We start from the raw sequence: 18,381 nt of genomic DNA on the forward strand, positions 1-18,381 counted from the left end.
ATCTTCACTTCAAAAACGGAATATCTATGAAAACTTTTACACAATCTGGTTTTGCTTTTTTGTTTGCTGTCTGCTTGTTTTTATTTGTGAATGAGTCGGTTAGGGGGCAGTGGGAATTGTTGTTGGGGGAAGAAGGACAAAATTGGAGTTATGTGGATATGGACGTAACGCTCGATGATGGATTGATTTTGGTGGCTTACGTAGATGGAGAATATAGACTTCTCAAAATAAATGTTTTGGGACAGGTACAGATGAATCGTTCTTTTGCAGAATTGGATTTGCCGACAAACGGGATAGGTATTCAGCAAATTAAAGCCTTGAAAGATGGGAACTATTTGTTGCGTTATCGAATAAACAGCAACGTGGAATACAAACTGACAAAACTAACCCCTTATGGCAAAACAATTTGGGTGGTTGATTTGGAGTATGATGAGGAAGTGATGGAGATGGAATCGGGAGATTATTGGCAGGTTTTTACGGGTGATTTGAATGGAACATTGGAAAGTAAACAGGTTGTTTTATCGGCTATTGATGGCGAAGATGGCAGTTTTTTGTGGACAAAATCGTATGGAAACGAAAAACATGAGCAGATAATAGACCAAAAGAATGTTTCTAATGGAACTTATGCAGTAATTGGACAAAGAGAATATCGAGAATTTTTTGCTTTTTATTTTTCGAGCGAAGGTGAAGAAATTGAAGGGTTCGAACAGAATTTTGAAAATTTACTATGGCACAGTTTATTGGATGCAGCGGTCACGCAAGATGAAGGTTCTGTATTGCTTTTCGATTCTTATGATGATTCTGATGCTCCTTATCCAGGGGCTGGAAAAAATTTTGTAGTGGTTCAGAAATTCAATAAAGAAGGAGTTTTAGAGTGGAATGTTGAATATGAATATTCAAGTCCTTATGCTCCATATTGTAATTATTACTTTGGAAAAATAGAGCAAACGGTTAATGGACACTATTTTTTAACAGGTTCGTATGGTTGTGAAGGAGTCGGACACCCTCACTACTTATGGTTATCGCCTTTGGGCGAAATTTCAAAAGAATATCCTTATGGGTTTGACGGAGATTATCCAAGTACTTTAGACGATTGTTGGGATTGTAGCTGTGAGTCTAATGTAAGTAGCATACAATCTATATCTGATGATACTTACATAATAAGTGGCGTGGATTATTACTTTGGCAATTTTACAGATTTCTTTGGATGTTCACAACTTCCCTATGTTGCGAGTACTGGAGCAGAAAATTGGGTAAACTACTATGACCTAGGTAATGCTGCAGACTTGATTTTGTATTATGGAAGTACTACCATAGCCAATTCTCATCAAGGATATTATATTGGAGCGACAGTTGAAAATAACGAAGACTTTACTCAGCAAGTGTATATCATCAACACCAATAATGGAGGAAAATCCTACAACAATCTCATCAACGGACAGTTGTTTTTAGACTCCAATAACAATTGCGAACAAGAGGAAAATGAAGATGGATGGTCTAATAGTGTAGTAGTTAGTATTGCCACCCCCGAAATTACCCGCTATGCCTCTGCCGACCCAAATGGAAAGTTTTCGGTACAATTGCCCAATGGAAACTACACCATTTCCTACAACCTCGACAATGATTTAGTCGAACTCGGTTGCGGTCAAAACGAATATTTTGTCAATTTCACCGAAAACTACGACACCCTCACCAACCTCAATTTCCCCCTTCGAGCCATCGTAGAATGTCCCAAATTAGAAGTTGAAATAGGAACGCCACTTCTCCGCCGATGCTTCAAAAACACCTACAAAGTCAGCTACTGCAACAAAGGAACAATCGCTGCCGAAGATGCCAAGATTACACTCGAATTTCCCGACGAAATGATTCCATTGGAGAGCAGTATGAACCCGACATTGAAGGAAGGGCAGCAATGGACCTTTGACTTGGGAAAGGTTGATATTGGAGAATGTGGATTTTTTACCGTCACGGATTCGATTTCTTGTGAAGCCGATTTGGGCAGCACAATTTGCTTGAAGTCAAGTGTTTTACCCGATGACCCTTGCGAAGCACCGAGTGCACTTTGGGATGGCAGCAATGTGGAAGTGACAGGAGAATGTTTGGGTGAACAAGTTCGTTTTACTTTGAAGAACATCGGAAGTGGCAATATGAACGAAGAACGAAATTATTATGTCTATGAAAACGACGTGCTGACCGAAACGGGTAAAATCCAATTGAAGGGCAACGAAAGGCGGCAATTGTATTTGAATCCCAATGGCAGAACCCTGCGATTGAAGGTAGAACAAAGTCCGTATTTTCCCACCTTCAATGATGAGCCACAATCATTTGTAGAGGCTTGTGGCGAAGGTAATTTTTCGTATGGTTACATCAACAGTGTGGAACAAAACGACCGCCCGCCAAGTGTGGACATCGACTGCCAAGAAATCATCGGTTCTTTTGACCCCAACGATATACAAGTCTATCCATCAGGCATTTCTGAACAGCACTTTATCGAAGCAAATACGAAACTGACCTACAAAGTCCGCTTTCAAAACACGGGCAACGATACGGCTTTTCGGGTGATGATTGTCGACACCTTACCAAGAGAATTGGAGGGCGAAAGTTTGAACCTCGGTAGCAGCAGTCACGACTATACTTTTGACATCAAATTTGGCAACCTCTTGGTTTGGACTTTCGACAACATTTTGTTGCCCGATAGCACGACTAACGAACTTGAAAGTCATGGTTTTGTGCAATTTAGCATCTCACCCAAAGCAGATTTGGACTTGGGAACAAAGATTGAAAACAAGGCAGATATTTACTTTGACTTCAATGCGCCTGTGGCAACGAATCGGGTGTTCAATACGGTGACGGATGATTTGGACATAGATTTGGGCGAACCTTTGGGCGTGAATTTGATGGATATGAAAATTGAAGTTATTGAAGGAAACAAAGTGCAGTTGGATTGGTGGACTTTGGCAGAATCAAACAGCAGTTTTTTTGAAGTAGAACGCAGTAGTGATGGTTTTGATTTTGAAGGAATCCAAAGTGTACAGGCACAAGGAAATGGGGAAGGATTGCAGCACTATCAAATGATTGACCCTGATATAGAAGGAGAAAACAATTTGTATTACCGCTTGAAAATGGTGGATATTGATGGAAGTTTTGATTACTCCAAAGTGGTGTCGGTGCGTTTGAGAAGTGCTAATGCATTGAAGTATAGGGTTTTGGACTTCAATGGGCGGCAAATACTGTTGGACTGGATGGGTGATGCGGAGGAAGTTTACACGATTCGAGTTTACAATGTATTTGGACAAAATATTTTAGAATATAAAGTGAATAATCTTCAAACGACATTGCCTTACTTAGATTCGGGAGTGTATATTCTGCAAGTTTTGGATGGTGAAAATAGGCGAGTGGAGAGTCGGAAAGTGTTTATTCGATAGTGGAGGTGGAGGAATGTTTTGAAGAAGAGAGTTTCAAAACATAAAACTAAACATTTCCCCAAACCAATCGTTTTATTACCAAAATACTGTTTAAAACATAACCTTAATCCCAAAAATTAAAAACACGATGAAGTATAATTTGAATGATATTGTAGACAATGGAGAAGTATATTCTCCAAAATTGCAGGAAGTTGGAATCAATACCACAGAGGAATTGGTGAATGAAGTAGCTTCTCCCGAAACCCGCAAACGACTTTCTGAAAGCACAGGTATTGACGAAAAGAAACTGTTACATTTCTTACACAGCATAGACTTAATACGCATCAAAGGCGTTGGTACTTTGTACTCTACTTTGTTTTGTGAAGCGGGAGTATGTTCAGTAAACGAATTGGCAGAATGGGAAGCAGAGAAACTATTAAATCACTTGAACGAAATCAATGGACATCAAGAGTTAGTTCAACATCTTCCTTCAAAAGATCAACTTACAAACTTTATAGAACAAGCGAAGGTGATGCCCAACTTGGTGATTACTGCCAGTGAATTGGAATTGACTGAAGAATATACACCTACTCCTACTTTTTGGAATAAATACGGTACAAGCATCGGAATGTTGGTTTTCGGAGCTGTAGTTGTTGGATTAAGTATGGTTTTTCGCCGTCAAATTATGGCTGCTTACCGAAGTTTGTCTTTTTTCAATCAAATGAAAAAAATCAAAGGTCAAACGAGTAGATTAATAGTAGGAAAGCCTAACTTTAGCCAACGAATGAAAAAAGTCAAAAAACAGGTAAATAACTATTTACCACATGATTTTGACAAACAAATGAAGAAAGTTAGAAAGTAAGTTAGTGATTTCGTGCCTCATGATATTTCTTTTGACAAGCAAATCGACCAAGCAAAAACACAGGTCAAACATGTAAAAGAGCAAATGAATAGTTTGGTACACGAAATCAACAATCTTAGAAAGTAAAACCAAGCAGATTTTATGCGAACTAAGCTTCGAAACAGTGAAGAGGTGTATTTAATTACACACCATCATTGGCTCACAATGGCAAAACCCATATCGTTTGTCCTCATTATAGGAATAGCTACTTTTCTCATGTACACACTTGCAGAAGAGATGAATACTTATTTTTATGTGTGGATAGGTATGATGGGTTTTGCCATTGCTTTTTTATATGCTGCCTATAAATGGTATGATTGGAGCATCAATATCTGGGCAGTCACCAACTATCGGGTGATTGAAGAAGAAGGCGTTTTTTCGATTTTAGCAAAAGAAAGCCCACTCGACAAAATCAACAATATCAGTTATCAGCAGAGTTTTTTAGGGCGAATGTTGGGGTATGGTGATGTCGAAATCCAAACCGCAGCAGGCGAAGGAATGACTATTCATCGATTCATACACGATCCCAAAGAACTGAAAGACACCATCAACGAAGCAAAAGACAGATTATTGATTGCCAAAGCTTCAACTACAAATTACTCCAATTCAAGTCAATCGCATACCAACAATACAGCAATTGCTGAGGCTCAATCCGAATTGTCTGCAAATAGAGATGGATCAAACGTAGCTGATATTATTGTTAATTTGTACCAACAAACGGACATGGAGATTGCCCAGATTGCAGCAGTGGTTAATAGAGACAAGAATTATGTGTTGGAAGTATTGATGGATAGGAGGATGTTGAATAAGGAAAGAAAGTGAAAATCAATCTTCTAAATACAAATTCGTAATTCCTCCCTCATAATCCCTATTCACCCAGTCCAATATCTGCTCGTAATGCTCAGGATGCGCCACAAAATCTAAGTTATCTGCATGGAGTATCAACACCTTCAATTGCGGATTTTTTCTAAAATACTCCATATACAACTCCTCTACTTTCTGCAAATAGTTCGGATCTACTCCTTGCTCAAAACCACGTCCACGTTTCCGAATATTTTTAATCAATCGAGGAACAGTCGAATGGACATAAATCACCAATTCAGGTTCAGGCAATTGAGGATACAAACTGTGAAAAACACGAGCATACAATTGGAATTCCTCCTCCTTTAGGTTCACCTGTCCATACAACAAAGACTTGTTCAGTAGGTAATCGCTGATATTAAAGCCCTTGTTCAGCATTTTTGACTCAATAACCTTGCTCAACTGCTTCTGTCTGTCCATCAAAAAATACAACTCACAAGGAAAAGCATACCGCTCCCTATCAATATAAAATTTCGGCAAAAAAGGATTGTCCACAAAATCCTCCAAAATCAAATTGCCTTTATATTGTTCTGCCAACATTTGCGCTAAGGTCGTTTTACCCGCCCCCGTATTGCCCTCAACCGTTATAAAATTGTATTTATCTTTCATTAGGTCGCAAAAATAAGCATTAAAGTTTCAAATTCAAGATTCAAATTTAATTGAAAGCAATTATTTAACCCGCTTCAATGCAAAAATCAAAATGGCTTTGAAGACTGCAAAAATTTCTAAAATATTTGTAATCTGAATGATTAACTTTATGGCAAGTTTGATTACTGCAATTCTCCTAATATAAAACACAATTTCATGATGAAAAAATTTTACACAATTCTTCAACTAACAACCTTCTTATTTTTCTTACTTCAAATCCCCAACCTACTACAAGCACAGTCTGACCAATACCTGCATTTTGACCGTCAAAACGACTATGTAAGACTCGACAATGGTTCGTCCTACATCACCAATGCCACAGGTTTTACAATGGCAGGATGGTTTTACACTGACGAATCAGCGTATGGACAAGGAATGTTGGGAATTCGAGGAGCGAACAGTGGTTTTTACATGATACAGTTGAACAACGGAACAATAGAGTGTCGTTTCCAAAATTCCAATGGAACATTGTATGAATACGTCGCTCCAAATTTTACCATTGTTCCCGAAACATGGCAACACTTTGCGTGGGTCTATACAGGCTCTCGAATCATATTGTATGTCAATGGAATAGAAAAAGGGAGTAAAATCGCATCTGGACGAATCACCGATTCTACGATTCCTTTCACCGTAGGACGAAGCATATTGGGCAATCTCGATTTCTATTTTGGAGGACGAGCCGATGAGGTATCGCTTTGGAGTAAAGCCTTGGACGCCACTGAAATTCAAAATATGATTGCTTCAGAATTGCAGGGAGATGAAGCCAATTTGGAACTGTACTACAAATTCAATCAAGGACTACCCGATGCAGACAATACATCCATTTCCAAGCTCAAAAGCGAAGTCGGCAACGGTGAAAGAGATGCCGATTTGGTTGGTTTTGCTTTGACAGGAAGCACCTCCAATTTTGGAGGAGAATTGGACTTAGGCTTTCAAGCCATCACTTTCCCTCAAATTCCCAACAAGCTGACGACTAGTGAATCATTTGAGTTGGAAGGAGCCGCAAGTTCTGGTTTGCCAGTATCTTACGCCATTGTATCAGGCCCCGCAACCATTGAAGGCAAGGTGGTTACATTGAAGGGAGAGGCTGGAGAAGTAGTCATTGAAGCGAATCAGGAAGGAGGAGATGGTTTTGATGCTGCCGAGCCTTTGCGAAATACCTTCATCGTTTTAGATCCACAAACCCACGTTCCAGAAATAGAATTACGAAATCCAGTGGGGGGAATTGTCTATGCGCCAGATGTAACACCCATCATGCTTTCTGCCATCATTGACATCACTTACCGAGAATTGTTTGATGTAGATCAAGTACGCTTTGAAATCAATGGAGAAACCATCACCCCAACAGACTGGAACAACCATCATTATACTGCTTGGTGGACACCACCTTCTCACGGATTTTATACCTTCAATGTGGTAGCAACTAACAATTATGGTGCAGCAGGCAGCAAATCAACAGACTTCAATTTGGTTACACAAGCAATTGATGTAGAGGTCAAAGCAGTGGAAAATGCCTTGCTCAACACAAGCATATCAAGTGTCACTGTTGATGCAGAATTGCCCTCTTATGTAGGAGCATTCGACCAAATCATTGCTACTTTGGAATTAAACTGCCCCGCAGGTGGCTGTGGCGAATGGGATAGAGTTGTACATATTGAAGCCAAAGGACACGATGGCAAATGGGTAGAAATCATCCGATACATCACTCCTTATAGTACAGCTTGTGCTTCTTCAATTGACTTGAGTGATTATGCTTCAATTTTGAACGGAAAAGTCGCTTTTCGCATCAATTATCCTACATTCGACAATGGATACTTGTACAATTTAACCTTCAATTACCATGCAGGAAAACCCCTACACAATTACAGTAAAATAGATATATTGTGGAACCAAAGTTTCCCATTTGGCGACCCTGCAAACCTACAACCTGTTGAATCTGTAACAATTCCACTTAGTGATGATGTTTTTGGAGCTATGCTGAAACTGGTTTCTACAGGGCATGGTTGGGGTGATAACAATACTGCCAATGCTGCAGAATTTCACGACGACACGCACCATATATGGGTAAATGGAGTGCAAACTTTTGAACAGCGAAATTGGGTGGATTGCAATCCCAATCCAGATAGTTGTCAGCCTCAGAATGGAACATGGTTTCACGACCGAGCAGGATGGTGTCCTGGTGCAATTGCACCATGGTTTGACTTCAATATGACTTCTTTTATTTTAGAAGATCAAGTCGAAATAGGATATGTTTTTGACGAAGACTATGTGGACAATTGCCACCCAAATAATCCAGCTTGCATCACAGGAGTTACTTGCATGGACTGCAATGATGGCTTCAATCCCGAATTGATAGTTGCTGCTAATTTTATTACTTTTTCCAATAAACCCATTGACGGTTCTGTAGTATCCACCGATATTGATGATTTCTACACCCTGTCTTTCCGAGTCTTTCCAAATCCTTCAACAGGTATTTTTAACTTGACCTTGAAGGAAACAGTAAGTCAATTAGACATTCGTGTGTTTAACAATGTGGGGCAAGTAGTGACTCAGTTTAGTGATGCTCACTTCAATGCGGACAAACACACGCTCAATCTAAAAGGCTTTCCACAAGGTATTTACATGGTAGAAGTAAAAACCGATAAAGGAGCAGGATTGAAGAAAGTAGTGGTAGAATAATTTTGTAATAATTTGATTTTATTGAAGATAGCCTGTTCGAGTTTCCAAACTCAAATGCTCGGGATTACAATAATTTCGCCCAAGTTTTGATATTTGAATAGGTTATTTTTACTCAACACAATCAACGTGATTGCTTATTAAATCAATAGAAAAATAAATACTAAATAACAAACGAATCACATAGCCCAAACGATTTCCTGCTTTTTGAAGGATTCATTGCTTATCTCAAGCGACAAGGCTTTGTAGTGGGTATAGATACGCATTTGCGTTTGCAAAACCTACTAAATCAAATAGGAGGCGATTATGGTAAGTCGCAATTGAAGCATTTACTTGCTCCCATTTTTGTCACCAATCCCAAGCAGCAGCAACTGTTTTACCAAGCCTTTGACAACTACTTCGACCAATTTGAAACCGTTCCTTTAGACAATCCAAACCTTACTTCAAAACCCCTTCCCAAGCCACCGCCATTGACCGATATCCTACCCAAAAAGCGAAACTATTGGCTGCTTGGTATCTTGGTATTTTTGTTGGGTTTGTCCTTTATATGGATGACACAAAGAGAAGAGTTAGACAGATGGCGAGAAGAATATACGGGTAGGTTGAAGGAAATCATCAGTATTGACCAACAATACAATACCGATTCTACTGCAATAGGTCAGAACCCTCCAAAACCACCAGAAAACCCTAATGCTCAAAGAACCAACCTTGAGGGAAGCGGAAAAATTTCATTACCGCTTAAACCTGCAATAGAAGAAAATATTGACTATTTGATTGCCGAGTGGTATCAGCGTTTGGGTTGGTGGCTCAAATTGTCGAAGTGGGCATTGTTGTTGGGTATTTTCATTGCCTTTGTGGTCTATCAATTGTATCGCCGAAATAAAAAACAAGCCTTGCTTCAAAGGGAACGCAATCAAGCCCCGCCCGATTATTGGAATCCATTGCAGGTAGCCGATACACCCAAAAAGCTTTATGATTCAGCCGTTTTTTACCAAACCGCCAAAGAGATGCGGGTGAGAGTGAAAGGCGATACACAAGTATTGAATGTGGACAAAACCATTGCAGCAACTTTGGAATCAGGTGGTTATCCAAGTTTTGAGTTTGACGATACTTCTCGCCCTGTCGAATATTTGGTGCTGATTGAAGAACAAACACCCAAAGACCATCAAGCTCGATTTTTTGAACGATTGACCACCGAATTGGCGCAGCAAGATGTCTATATCGAACGCTATTTTTACCAAAACGACCCTCGACACTGTTGGAAAATAGAGTACCAAATCGAAACCAATTTGTACGATTTGGCGATGCGTTTTCCGAATCATCGGCTGTTGGTGATGGGTAGTGGAGATGCTTTTTTGGATGCAGTAAGCGAAGATGTTTTGAGGTGGACACAACAGTTTTCGGCCTGGCAAACCCGTTTTTTGGTTACACCGAAACCAATCGATGATTGGGGTTTTGTGGAAATCCAACTCTGCACCATTTTCCACATTTTGCCCGCCAATATTTCGGCTTTGGAGAAAATGGACGACACGCTTCTGCATCCCGAACAATATCCATTGAAGTATTGGTTGTCACAACCTTCTAATGAGTTTGCTTCGATAAGTGAACCCATTGAAGTGGGGAAACTGAAAGAATATTTCACTCCGAAAACCTATCAACTGCTTTGTGCCTGTGCAGTTTACCCAGAATTGCATTGGGATTTTACTTTGCATTTGGCTAAAAAAATGTCGGCTATCGAAGTGGCAACGGCTACAAATGGAGTTGTTACTGCAATGAGTAAAAAACCGCTTTTGCAACCTGCAAATTTGCTGCAATTGGCACGTTTGGTGTGGTTTCGACAAGGCTTTATTCCCGATGTCGAACGCCAACTTTTGATTGCCGATTTACAGCCCGAATATGAGGCTTTGGTTCGAAAAGCGATTGTGGATTTGCTGAAAGAAAATCCTCCCCCAACGAACAGTTATGCCTACGATGAATACGCCATGAATTTGGCGGTGAACGAATGGGAATTGGCGGAGGATGCGGCTGCAAAAAAAGCGCATCAAGAGGAATTGGCAGAGTTGATGGATAGAGAACGGCTTTTGCAGTTTGTGCGGGTGAAATACCAGCGTTCTGTCCAAAAAATCAAAGATGCTTTTGCGATGCCTGAGTCGTTGAAAGAGAATTTATTCAAAGGTGGAATTCCGATTTTGGGCTTCAAAAACTATGTATCGGGAGCTATCGTGCTTTTGTCTTTGGCTTTTTTGGGATGGATCATTGAAGTGCCAGAAGGTGAGCATCTTGCCGAATTTGAAGGAGAATATTATTACCTCGCTACGAAAAGAGACACGGCTCGATTTTACCACTATAAAGCCCAATTCAACGAAGACCCTATCAAGAAACAAGCCCTTTTGGACACCTCGCTTGCGGTAGATACGATGTACGCCAAAGCACACTACAATTTGGCACTGACCTACTACGATGCACTGGTGGGAGATGAGAGTGTGGCGGATAGTCAGTTGATACAGAAAGCAGTAGACGGTTTTTTAAAGACGGTGGCGACTTACGATATTTTGGAGGAAAAGTATTTGGAAGGGGAAAGAGAAACGATTAAAGAGATACAATTTGCTCCAAATGATACCACTTTTGCCACCATTGAAGATGACAATGTGGTGCGGCTACGAAATCTGAAAGGAACTGTTTTGTCAGAGTGTATCGGACATACAGAGAAGATAATGTCGGTGAATTTTTCGGACGTTGAACCGTGGGTAATTACTGCTTCTTTAGATGGAACAGTACGGATTTGGAGTTTGGATGGAGCGGAGATTTACCGCTATGCACAACCGAGTCAATACTATCGCTATGCGTGTTTTGTGCCGAATAACCGTCAAATATTAGTGTCTTATGTCACGGATGCGGGGCAGATTTACAAGGATGAAGGAACGACAAGTATATTGGATTTGAGTACCGAAATTATGATAGGAGGTGAGGATTTAAAAATTATGGGAACGCAAGAAATTAGTCAATTGAATTACCATATTTACAATCCGAATTTCTCTAAAGATGGGCAGCAAATTTTGTATTCTTACCTCAATCAAACGATTCAGCAAAATATCTATTCGGGGGAAATCATACAAACGATTGACCACAATGCACCCGCTATTGCAAGTTTTTTCGTATTAGATGATTTGCTGCAAGTGACGATTTCGGAAGATGGTGAATTGACGGTTCACGAGCAGAAAGGGCAAATGAAGATGGTTCAATTGGATATAAAACCTTATTCAGCAAGTATTTCAGAGAATGGCAGGTATTTGTTTGTGAGAGATGAGGGAACTGGGAAGATCGGTATTTGGAACATCAAATTGACTTGGAATGGAATAGAAAACTGGGGATTGGTTAAATCTGCATTGACTCCAAAACCAACGTTTATTTCACAGACTACTTCCAATTCTCCTGCAATTGCATCAGAAAAGGAGGCAGTCGTTAGATACGAATTTCCCAAGCTAAATGAGTTCGCAGGGAATTTGTCGAATGGAAGATTGCCCATTGCCTATTCTCCATCAGGTAAATACATACTGAGTTCGTTTCAGAAGACGATGTATGTATCTAAGGCCGACCTGCAAAGTGTGGCGTATTCGCTCTATAACATGGGTGTTATTCAATATGAAAAAAAGGAATACCAAAAGGCAGTTTCATTTTTTAGCCAAGCACATGTGAGTAGCCCGCAAGATGCGTCAATCTTGTATGCTCGTGCTGTCAGTCAATTGTATATGGATTCGTTAGAGGCTGGATTGAAGGATATTGCAGCCGTTTTGGATTTGGATAAGGAGTATTTCCAGTTCAATTTGGCGATTTTACCTCTCCTTCAAGACCTCTATTTGAAAACGGGAGGAACGCTTCAAGAAGAAGTGGCGAAAACTTTGCAGGAGTTGGGAATTGACATGGAGAAATTGCAGCAAATCGCTGAACAACAACGTTTGAAGCAATTGTTGGGTGAACAATGGAAGGGTGTGTATTTGACAAGTTCTAAATTTAGCAACGACAAGAAATGGCGAAGTTTTGCGAAGTTGGTCATTGCAGCAGATGGAACGGTGCGGCTCGGAAATGATACGATTCAAAACATGGTTTATTTACCTGACGAAAAGCTAGGAATAGATGTTTTACAGTGGTCATCGGAGAAAGGTAATAAGAGTTCGGCAAGTTTGGAGTTTCGCAGAAGTGTTTATGGCACGTATAAAAAAGAGGAATGGAGCTTCAATAAGACAATCACCAATTTGTTTACAAATTTCTTTGATCTTCAAAATCAAATCATTGAACAGCAGTTTGCGACTCTCGAAGGAGCTGAAGTACAAGGACTGATGACCTTGGAGGAAGAAACGGATCGGCAGGTGAGGGGCTGGACTTTTGATACAACGCCTGCTATTTTACAGACGTATTACAAAGAAGATGTGCCTGCGCCGAACTTCAATAAGGACGATTATGCCTATGTGAGTGAGCCAAATCAATATGGACTTTTGCGGGTGCAAGGCGAAAGTGGACTTTGGGGGATTATCAACCTCAAAGGACAAATATTGTTGCCGCTTTATTATGAAGGAATTGGCATATTCAGCGAGGGTTTGGCGGGTGTTCAGAAAAATGAAAAAATTGGATTCATCAATCCCGAAGGAGAAGTGGTGATAAAGCCACAATTTGATGAAGTGACGCTCTTCAAAGATGGGATTGCGACGGTGAAAGTGGATGGACGTACTTTTGAGATTGACCAAAAAGGTAACAAAATCAATGAATTGGTACAACAAACCAATGCCGATTCAAAACTGAATGAAACCGAATTGTCCGATATTGGGCAGTACGAACAAATGAAAGTAACACAGCAAGATACTCGCCAACAATTACTTGCGCCTGCGGGCATGGTGTATGTGGAAGGAGGAGCTTTTGTGATGGGCAGCAATGAAGGAGAAGCGGACGAAAGGCCTGCTCACCGTGAAAATGTGGGTGATTTTTATATGGAGAAATACGAAGTCACCAATGCTCAGTTCGTGAATTTTTTGAAGGAATATGGAAGTGATAAAGTAAAATCAGGTACGTATTCGGGACAGCCTCTTTTTGAAGACGTGGAGGGTGTAAGAGATAGAGGTTTTTTGAAATCTGAAGGAAAAGTGGCGCAGGTTATTGTGAAAGGTTTAGAAAATCAACCTGTTCGATACGTTACCTGGTATGGAGCGAATGAGTATGCCCGTTTTTATGGCAAACGTTTGCCGACAGAGGCGGAGTGGGAATATGCGGCAAGGGGGGGGCAGAATGGTTCAAATTATGTATATGCTGGTAGCAATGATGCGGGGCAGGTGGCTTGGTACAGAGATAACGCAAATGGGCGGGTGTATGTGGTCGGCAAAAAACGGGCGAATGAATTGGGGATTTTCGACATGAGTGGAAATGTGGCGGAATGGTGTCAGGATTGGTATGCTGCGAATGCTTACGGTAATTCTACGGCTTCGGTGACTCAGCAAAAAGTGATTCGTGGTGGTGCTTATGACAGTGGTGTCAATGAATTGGAGGTGACTGATCGAGCGAGTAATTTGCCTAATGAAAGGGTTGGTTTTGTTGGGTTTCGGTGTGTGAGGGATGTGAAAGGTGGCCTTAATTATTGATGATTCCTTTTCTCAAAAAATAAGTTTCTCGGATTTTTTGCTTCTTGCCATTGTAGGAATCTTCAATTCCTTCAAAAACCAATATCTTTTCATGTAATACCACCAATTTTAAAACAATACTTTCTCCTTCTCCAATTCGGTCAAATTGAAAGATTTTTGTTTGGGTAAGGCTATCTGCTATTACCTGAATTCCAAAAAAATAAGGACAGCTATTTCTATATACTTCTTTTTGATAGGTAAAAGGGCTTATACCTTCAAAAAATCTTCTCCAAATCCCACGCTGTTCTTTGTAGTTTTTGTCTTTGAAATGATTCGTTTCAATTCCCCAATACCCAGAGGTTTGTCTGCAAGTATCATCTACACATATTTCTCTTAATTCCCAATTGTTGTGTAAAATTCGCAAAACCGTTTCTACATTTGTAGAAGGATTGTCCAAAAGATTTTGGGCTTGTAGTGTGGAGGTGAGCATAAGAAGGCAAAGAAAGAGTGATTTCATGGTTTGATATTGAAGGTGAAGCATAAAAAAATCCGCTACCTCCCTAAAACAGAAAATAGCGGATAAAATTGCCTTATGTCTTTCGTCTTGAATCTAACGTCTTTGTTTCTAAAGCACTTTTTCCTCCGAACCAATTGCAGCCCGCATATATTCACGATTCAGTCGAGCAATGTTGGTCAATGAAATACCTTTTGGACATTCTGCTTCACAAGCACCCGTATTGGTACAACCTCCAAAACCCTCTTCATCGTGGGTTTTCATCATGTTCAATACCCGTTTTTCACGTTCAGGCGCACCTTGAGGTAGTAGGGCAAGATGTGAAACTTTCGCACCCAAAAAGAGCATACCCGAAGAGTTGGGACAAGCTGCCACACAAGCACCACAGCCAATACAAGCCGCAGCATCGAAGGCTTCGTCCGAGTAGGTTTTGTCAATTGGCAAAGAGTTGGCATCAACCGCATTACCCGTATTGACGGAAATGTATCCGCCAGCCTGAATGATTTTGTCAAAAGCAGAACGATTCACCACCAAATCTTTCACCACTGGAAAAGCCGAAGCTCGCCACGGTTCTATCACAATCGTATCGCCATCTTTGAAGGCCCTCATGTGGAGTTGGCAAGTTGTAGTGCCTTCCCAAGGCCCATGTGGACGACCGTTGATGACCATGCTACACATTCCACAGATGCCTTCCCGACAATCGTGGTCAAATGCCACAGGGTCTTTTTTATCTTTGATCAATTGTTGGTTCAATACATCAATCATCTCCAAAAATGACATGTGTGTGTCAATGCCATCTACGGGATAGGTTTCTAAGCGTCCTTTATCCTGACTGTTTTTTTGTCGCCAGATTTTTAGTGTCAATTTCATATAAACAAATTAATTGGAGATTCATAGGAATAAGACTTTGGAAGTTTTTTGCCCTAAAAGGACTGACTTTTAGCTGATGCCTCTGCTAAACACATAAACTTCCAAAGTCTTTTATATCATATTATTTGTAGCTTCTGGTTTTGAGTTCTATATCATTGAAGATCAGTTCCTCTTTGTTCAGTATAGGAGCTTTGTCTTTTCCTGCATATTCCCAAGCCGCCACATAGGTATAGTTTTCATCATCACGTTCCGCTTCACCCTCAGGAGTTTGATATTCCTCTCTAAAGTGTCCGCCAGCTGATTCGTTTCTGTTCAGAGCATCTCTACACATCAGCTCTCCCAAATCCAAAAAGTCTGCTACTCGACCTGCTTTCTCCAATTCAGGATTGAGCTCGTCTGCTGTTCCTGGTACATTGACATTGCTCCAAAACTCTTTGCGGAGTGCCTGAATTTCTTCAATTGCCTCTTGCAGACCTTCTGCACTGCGGGCCATACCACACTTGTTCCACATAATCAAACCCAGTTCTCTGTGGAATTCATCTACTGTTTTATTACCTTTGATACTCAACAGTTTGTTGATGTCATCTTTCACGTTTTTCTCTGCCTCTGCAAAAGCAGGGTGATTCGTATCTATTTGAGGTGTTCGGATTTCGTTGGCGAGATAAGAACCAATCGTAACAGGCAATACAAAATAACCATCCGCCAAACCCTGCATCAACGCCGAAGCTCCCAAACGGTTCGCTCCGTGATCAGAGAAATTACATTCTCCTGTGGCATACAATCCTTTTACGGTAGTTCCCAATTCGTAATCTACCCAAAGTCCGCCCATTGTGTAGTGAACGGCAGGATAAATACGCATCGGAGCATCGTAAGGATTTTCGCCCGTAATGCGCTCATACATTTCAAACAAGTTGCCGTATTTTTCTTCAATGACTTGTTTTCCTAGTTCTTCAATTTTTGCCTTGCTCGGATTGTGAACATTTTTGGTATTGGCTTCCGCCTTTCCGTATCGCTCAATGGCAGATGCAAAGTCGAGGTAAACGGCCAAGCCTGATTTTCCTACACCCATACCCTTGTCGCACATATTTTTTGCAGCCCTTGAAGCCACATCACGAGGCACTAAGTTTCCGAAAGCAGGGTAAATGCGTTCTAAATAATAGTCACGATCTGCTTCTGGAATCTGATTGGGGTTTTTCGCCAAGTCTTCTTTTTTCTTAGGCACCCAAACCCGACCGTCGTTCCGCAAGGATTCACTCATCAGCGTCAATTTGGACTGATAGCTTCCTGATACGGGAATACAAGTTGGGTGAATCTGTGTGTAGCAAGGATTTGCAAAAAACGCCCCTTTTCGGTAGGCTTTCATGTTGGCAGTCACATTAGAACCCATTGCATTGGTGGAGAGGTAAAAAACATTGCCGTATCCGCCTGTCGCCAATACAACTGCGTGTGCGCCATGCCTTTCGATTTCTCCTGTAATCAGATTTCGAGCAATAATACCTCTTGCTTTGTCGTCAATCATCACCAAATCCAGCATTTCGTGACGGTTGTACATTTTCACTTTTCCTGCTGCAATTTGGCGGCTCAAAGCACTGTAAGCACCCAACAATAGCTGCTGTCCAGTTTGCCCCCTTGCATAGAAAGTACGGGAAACCTGTACCCCTCCAAAAGAGCGATTCGCCAGCAATCCGCCGTATTCTCTTGCAAATGGAACACCTTGTGCCACGCATTGGTCAATGATATTGACACTCACTTGCGCCAAGCGATACACATTTGCCTCTCTCGAACGGTAGTCGCCACCTTTCACCGTATCGTAAAATAGGCGGTAGGCACTATCCCCATCGTTTTGATAATTTTTTGCAGCGTTGATTCCTCCCTGAGCTGCAATACTGTGCGCTCGTCTTGGAGAATCTTGAAAACAAAAACATTTCACGCTATAACCCAATTCGCCGAGTGTTGCAGCTGCTGCACCACCTGCCAAACCAGAACCTATAACGATTACTTCAATTCGTCTTTTATTATTTGGGGCGACCAATTTTACATTGGAGCGATAATTCGACCATTTTTCTGCAATGGGACCTTCAGGTATTTTAGCATCTAACTTCATGCTTAGTGAGTTATAAGTTTTGAACGATGAATTTTGAATAACTTCTTTTCTTCCAACAAGGTATTCAAAAAAATAATTAACACAGCATTGTCATTCGGAATTTCCTTACACTTACATTATTCCGTTTGCTTTCATGAAAACGTAAATGGGTTGAATGGCAAATCCCAAAGGAATGACAATGGAGAACAATAGCCCGAAACCTTTGATGAAAGGAGTGTATTTGCTGTGATTCAAACCCAATGACTGAAAAGCACTTTGGAAACCATGTGATAGGTGAAGCCCTAATGCAACTAGGGAAACCAAGTATATCCCTACATACCACCATTGAGAAAAGGCTTCATAGACAATTTTGTACAAGTCTTTGTTGCCGCTTGCATCCAAAGGAACGTGACCAAACTTCATTTCAAACCAGAAGCTTTTGAGGTGAACTACCAAGAAGAAGAAAATAACGATACCCAAAAGAGCCATATTCCGTGATTGCCACGAATTAGATTGTTTAGACACCGCATATTTCACAGGTCTTGCTTTTCGGTTGTTCAGTGCCAACATGATTCCATCTACAATGTGGAAAATAATGAAAGCATAGGTTACATAAGAAACGACCTTAATCAGTGGAAAGGAAGTCATGAATTTACTGTATTCATTGAAGGCAACTCCTCCATCATCTTGTAACAATAAAAAGTTCCCTGACATATGTACCGCTAAGAACAGGCAAAGAAATAAGCCTGTTAAACTCATGATTACTTTTTTGCCAATGGAAGAACTGAAAAAATTAACTACCCAATTCATATTAATAA

At 40.7% G+C, this 18,381-nt stretch carries 10 protein-coding genes; 5 read left to right on the forward strand and 5 right to left on the reverse strand.

Going from position 1 to position 18,381, the window contains the following annotated elements; all coding sequences use genetic code 11:
* Positions 1–26 precede the first annotated feature (26 nt).
* The 3 genes from R3E32_25975 to R3E32_25985 all read left to right on the forward strand — a co-directional run bounded on the left by R3E32_25975 (position 27) and on the right by R3E32_25985 (position 5,127).
* The gene (locus R3E32_25975) at positions 27–3,425 is read left to right on the forward strand and encodes a T9SS type A sorting domain-containing protein (GenBank protein ID MEZ4888204.1); all 3,399 of its coding nucleotides are present in this window, start codon (positions 27–29) and stop codon (positions 3,423–3,425) included.
* A 127-nt stretch (positions 3,426–3,552) separates the two neighbouring features.
* Positions 3,553–4,266 carry a DUF4332 domain-containing protein gene (locus R3E32_25980; GenBank protein MEZ4888205.1) on the forward strand — a complete coding sequence of 238 codons (714 nt, stop codon included), beginning with the start codon at positions 3,553–3,555 and terminating at the stop codon, positions 4,264–4,266.
* Between the two features lie 141 nt (positions 4,267–4,407).
* Positions 4,408–5,127, forward strand: a complete 720-nt coding sequence (locus R3E32_25985; GenBank protein MEZ4888206.1) for a PH domain-containing protein — start codon at positions 4,408–4,410, stop codon at positions 5,125–5,127.
* Positions 5,128–5,130: 3 nt separating this feature from the next.
* Here the strand turns inward: R3E32_25985 and R3E32_25990 are convergent, their stop codons facing one another.
* Positions 5,131–5,775, reverse strand: coding sequence for a deoxynucleoside kinase (locus tag R3E32_25990; protein ID MEZ4888207.1), 645 nt, complete (start codon positions 5,773–5,775; stop codon positions 5,131–5,133).
* 195 nt (positions 5,776–5,970) lie between these two features.
* On the opposite strand from R3E32_25990, the gene R3E32_25995 reads away from it, so the two are divergent.
* Together R3E32_25995 and R3E32_26000 are read left to right on the forward strand one after the other, a co-directional pair.
* Entirely contained in the window at positions 5,971–8,493 is a 2,523-nt protein-coding gene (locus R3E32_25995) for a LamG-like jellyroll fold domain-containing protein (protein MEZ4888208.1), read from the forward strand.
* Between the two features lie 269 nt (positions 8,494–8,762).
* Positions 8,763–14,117 carry an SUMF1/EgtB/PvdO family nonheme iron enzyme gene (locus tag R3E32_26000; protein MEZ4888209.1) on the forward strand — a complete coding sequence of 1,785 codons (5,355 nt, stop codon included), beginning with the start codon at positions 8,763–8,765 and terminating at the stop codon, positions 14,115–14,117.
* On the opposite strand, the gene R3E32_26005 is transcribed toward R3E32_26000, so the two are convergent.
* From R3E32_26005 to R3E32_26020, 4 genes are all read right to left on the reverse strand, one after another.
* The gene (locus R3E32_26005; protein MEZ4888210.1) at positions 14,107–14,613 is read right to left on the reverse strand and encodes a hypothetical protein; all 507 of its coding nucleotides are present in this window, start codon (positions 14,611–14,613) and stop codon (positions 14,107–14,109) included. The two genes, R3E32_26000 and R3E32_26005, sit on opposite strands and share 11 nt — an antisense overlap.
* 108 nt (positions 14,614–14,721) lie before the next feature.
* Positions 14,722–15,480: a succinate dehydrogenase/fumarate reductase iron-sulfur subunit gene (locus R3E32_26010; protein ID MEZ4888211.1), complete on the reverse strand. Its 759-nt coding sequence runs from the start codon at positions 15,478–15,480 to the stop codon at positions 14,722–14,724.
* A gap of 121 nt (positions 15,481–15,601) precedes the next feature.
* On the reverse strand, positions 15,602–17,584 hold the full coding sequence (locus R3E32_26015; GenBank protein MEZ4888212.1) for a fumarate reductase/succinate dehydrogenase flavoprotein subunit: 1,983 nt from the start codon (positions 17,582–17,584) through the stop codon (positions 15,602–15,604).
* Positions 17,585–17,695: 111 nt separating this feature from the next.
* Positions 17,696–18,373 (reverse strand): succinate dehydrogenase cytochrome b subunit, encoded by a 678-nt coding sequence (locus R3E32_26020; GenBank protein ID MEZ4888213.1) that lies wholly within the window; start codon positions 18,371–18,373, stop codon positions 17,696–17,698.
* Positions 18,374–18,381 lie beyond the last annotated feature (8 nt).

The organism is Chitinophagales bacterium (genome assembly GCA_041392475.1).
In the GTDB taxonomy this organism is placed as follows: domain Bacteria; phylum Bacteroidota; class Bacteroidia; order Chitinophagales; family UBA2359; genus JAUHXA01.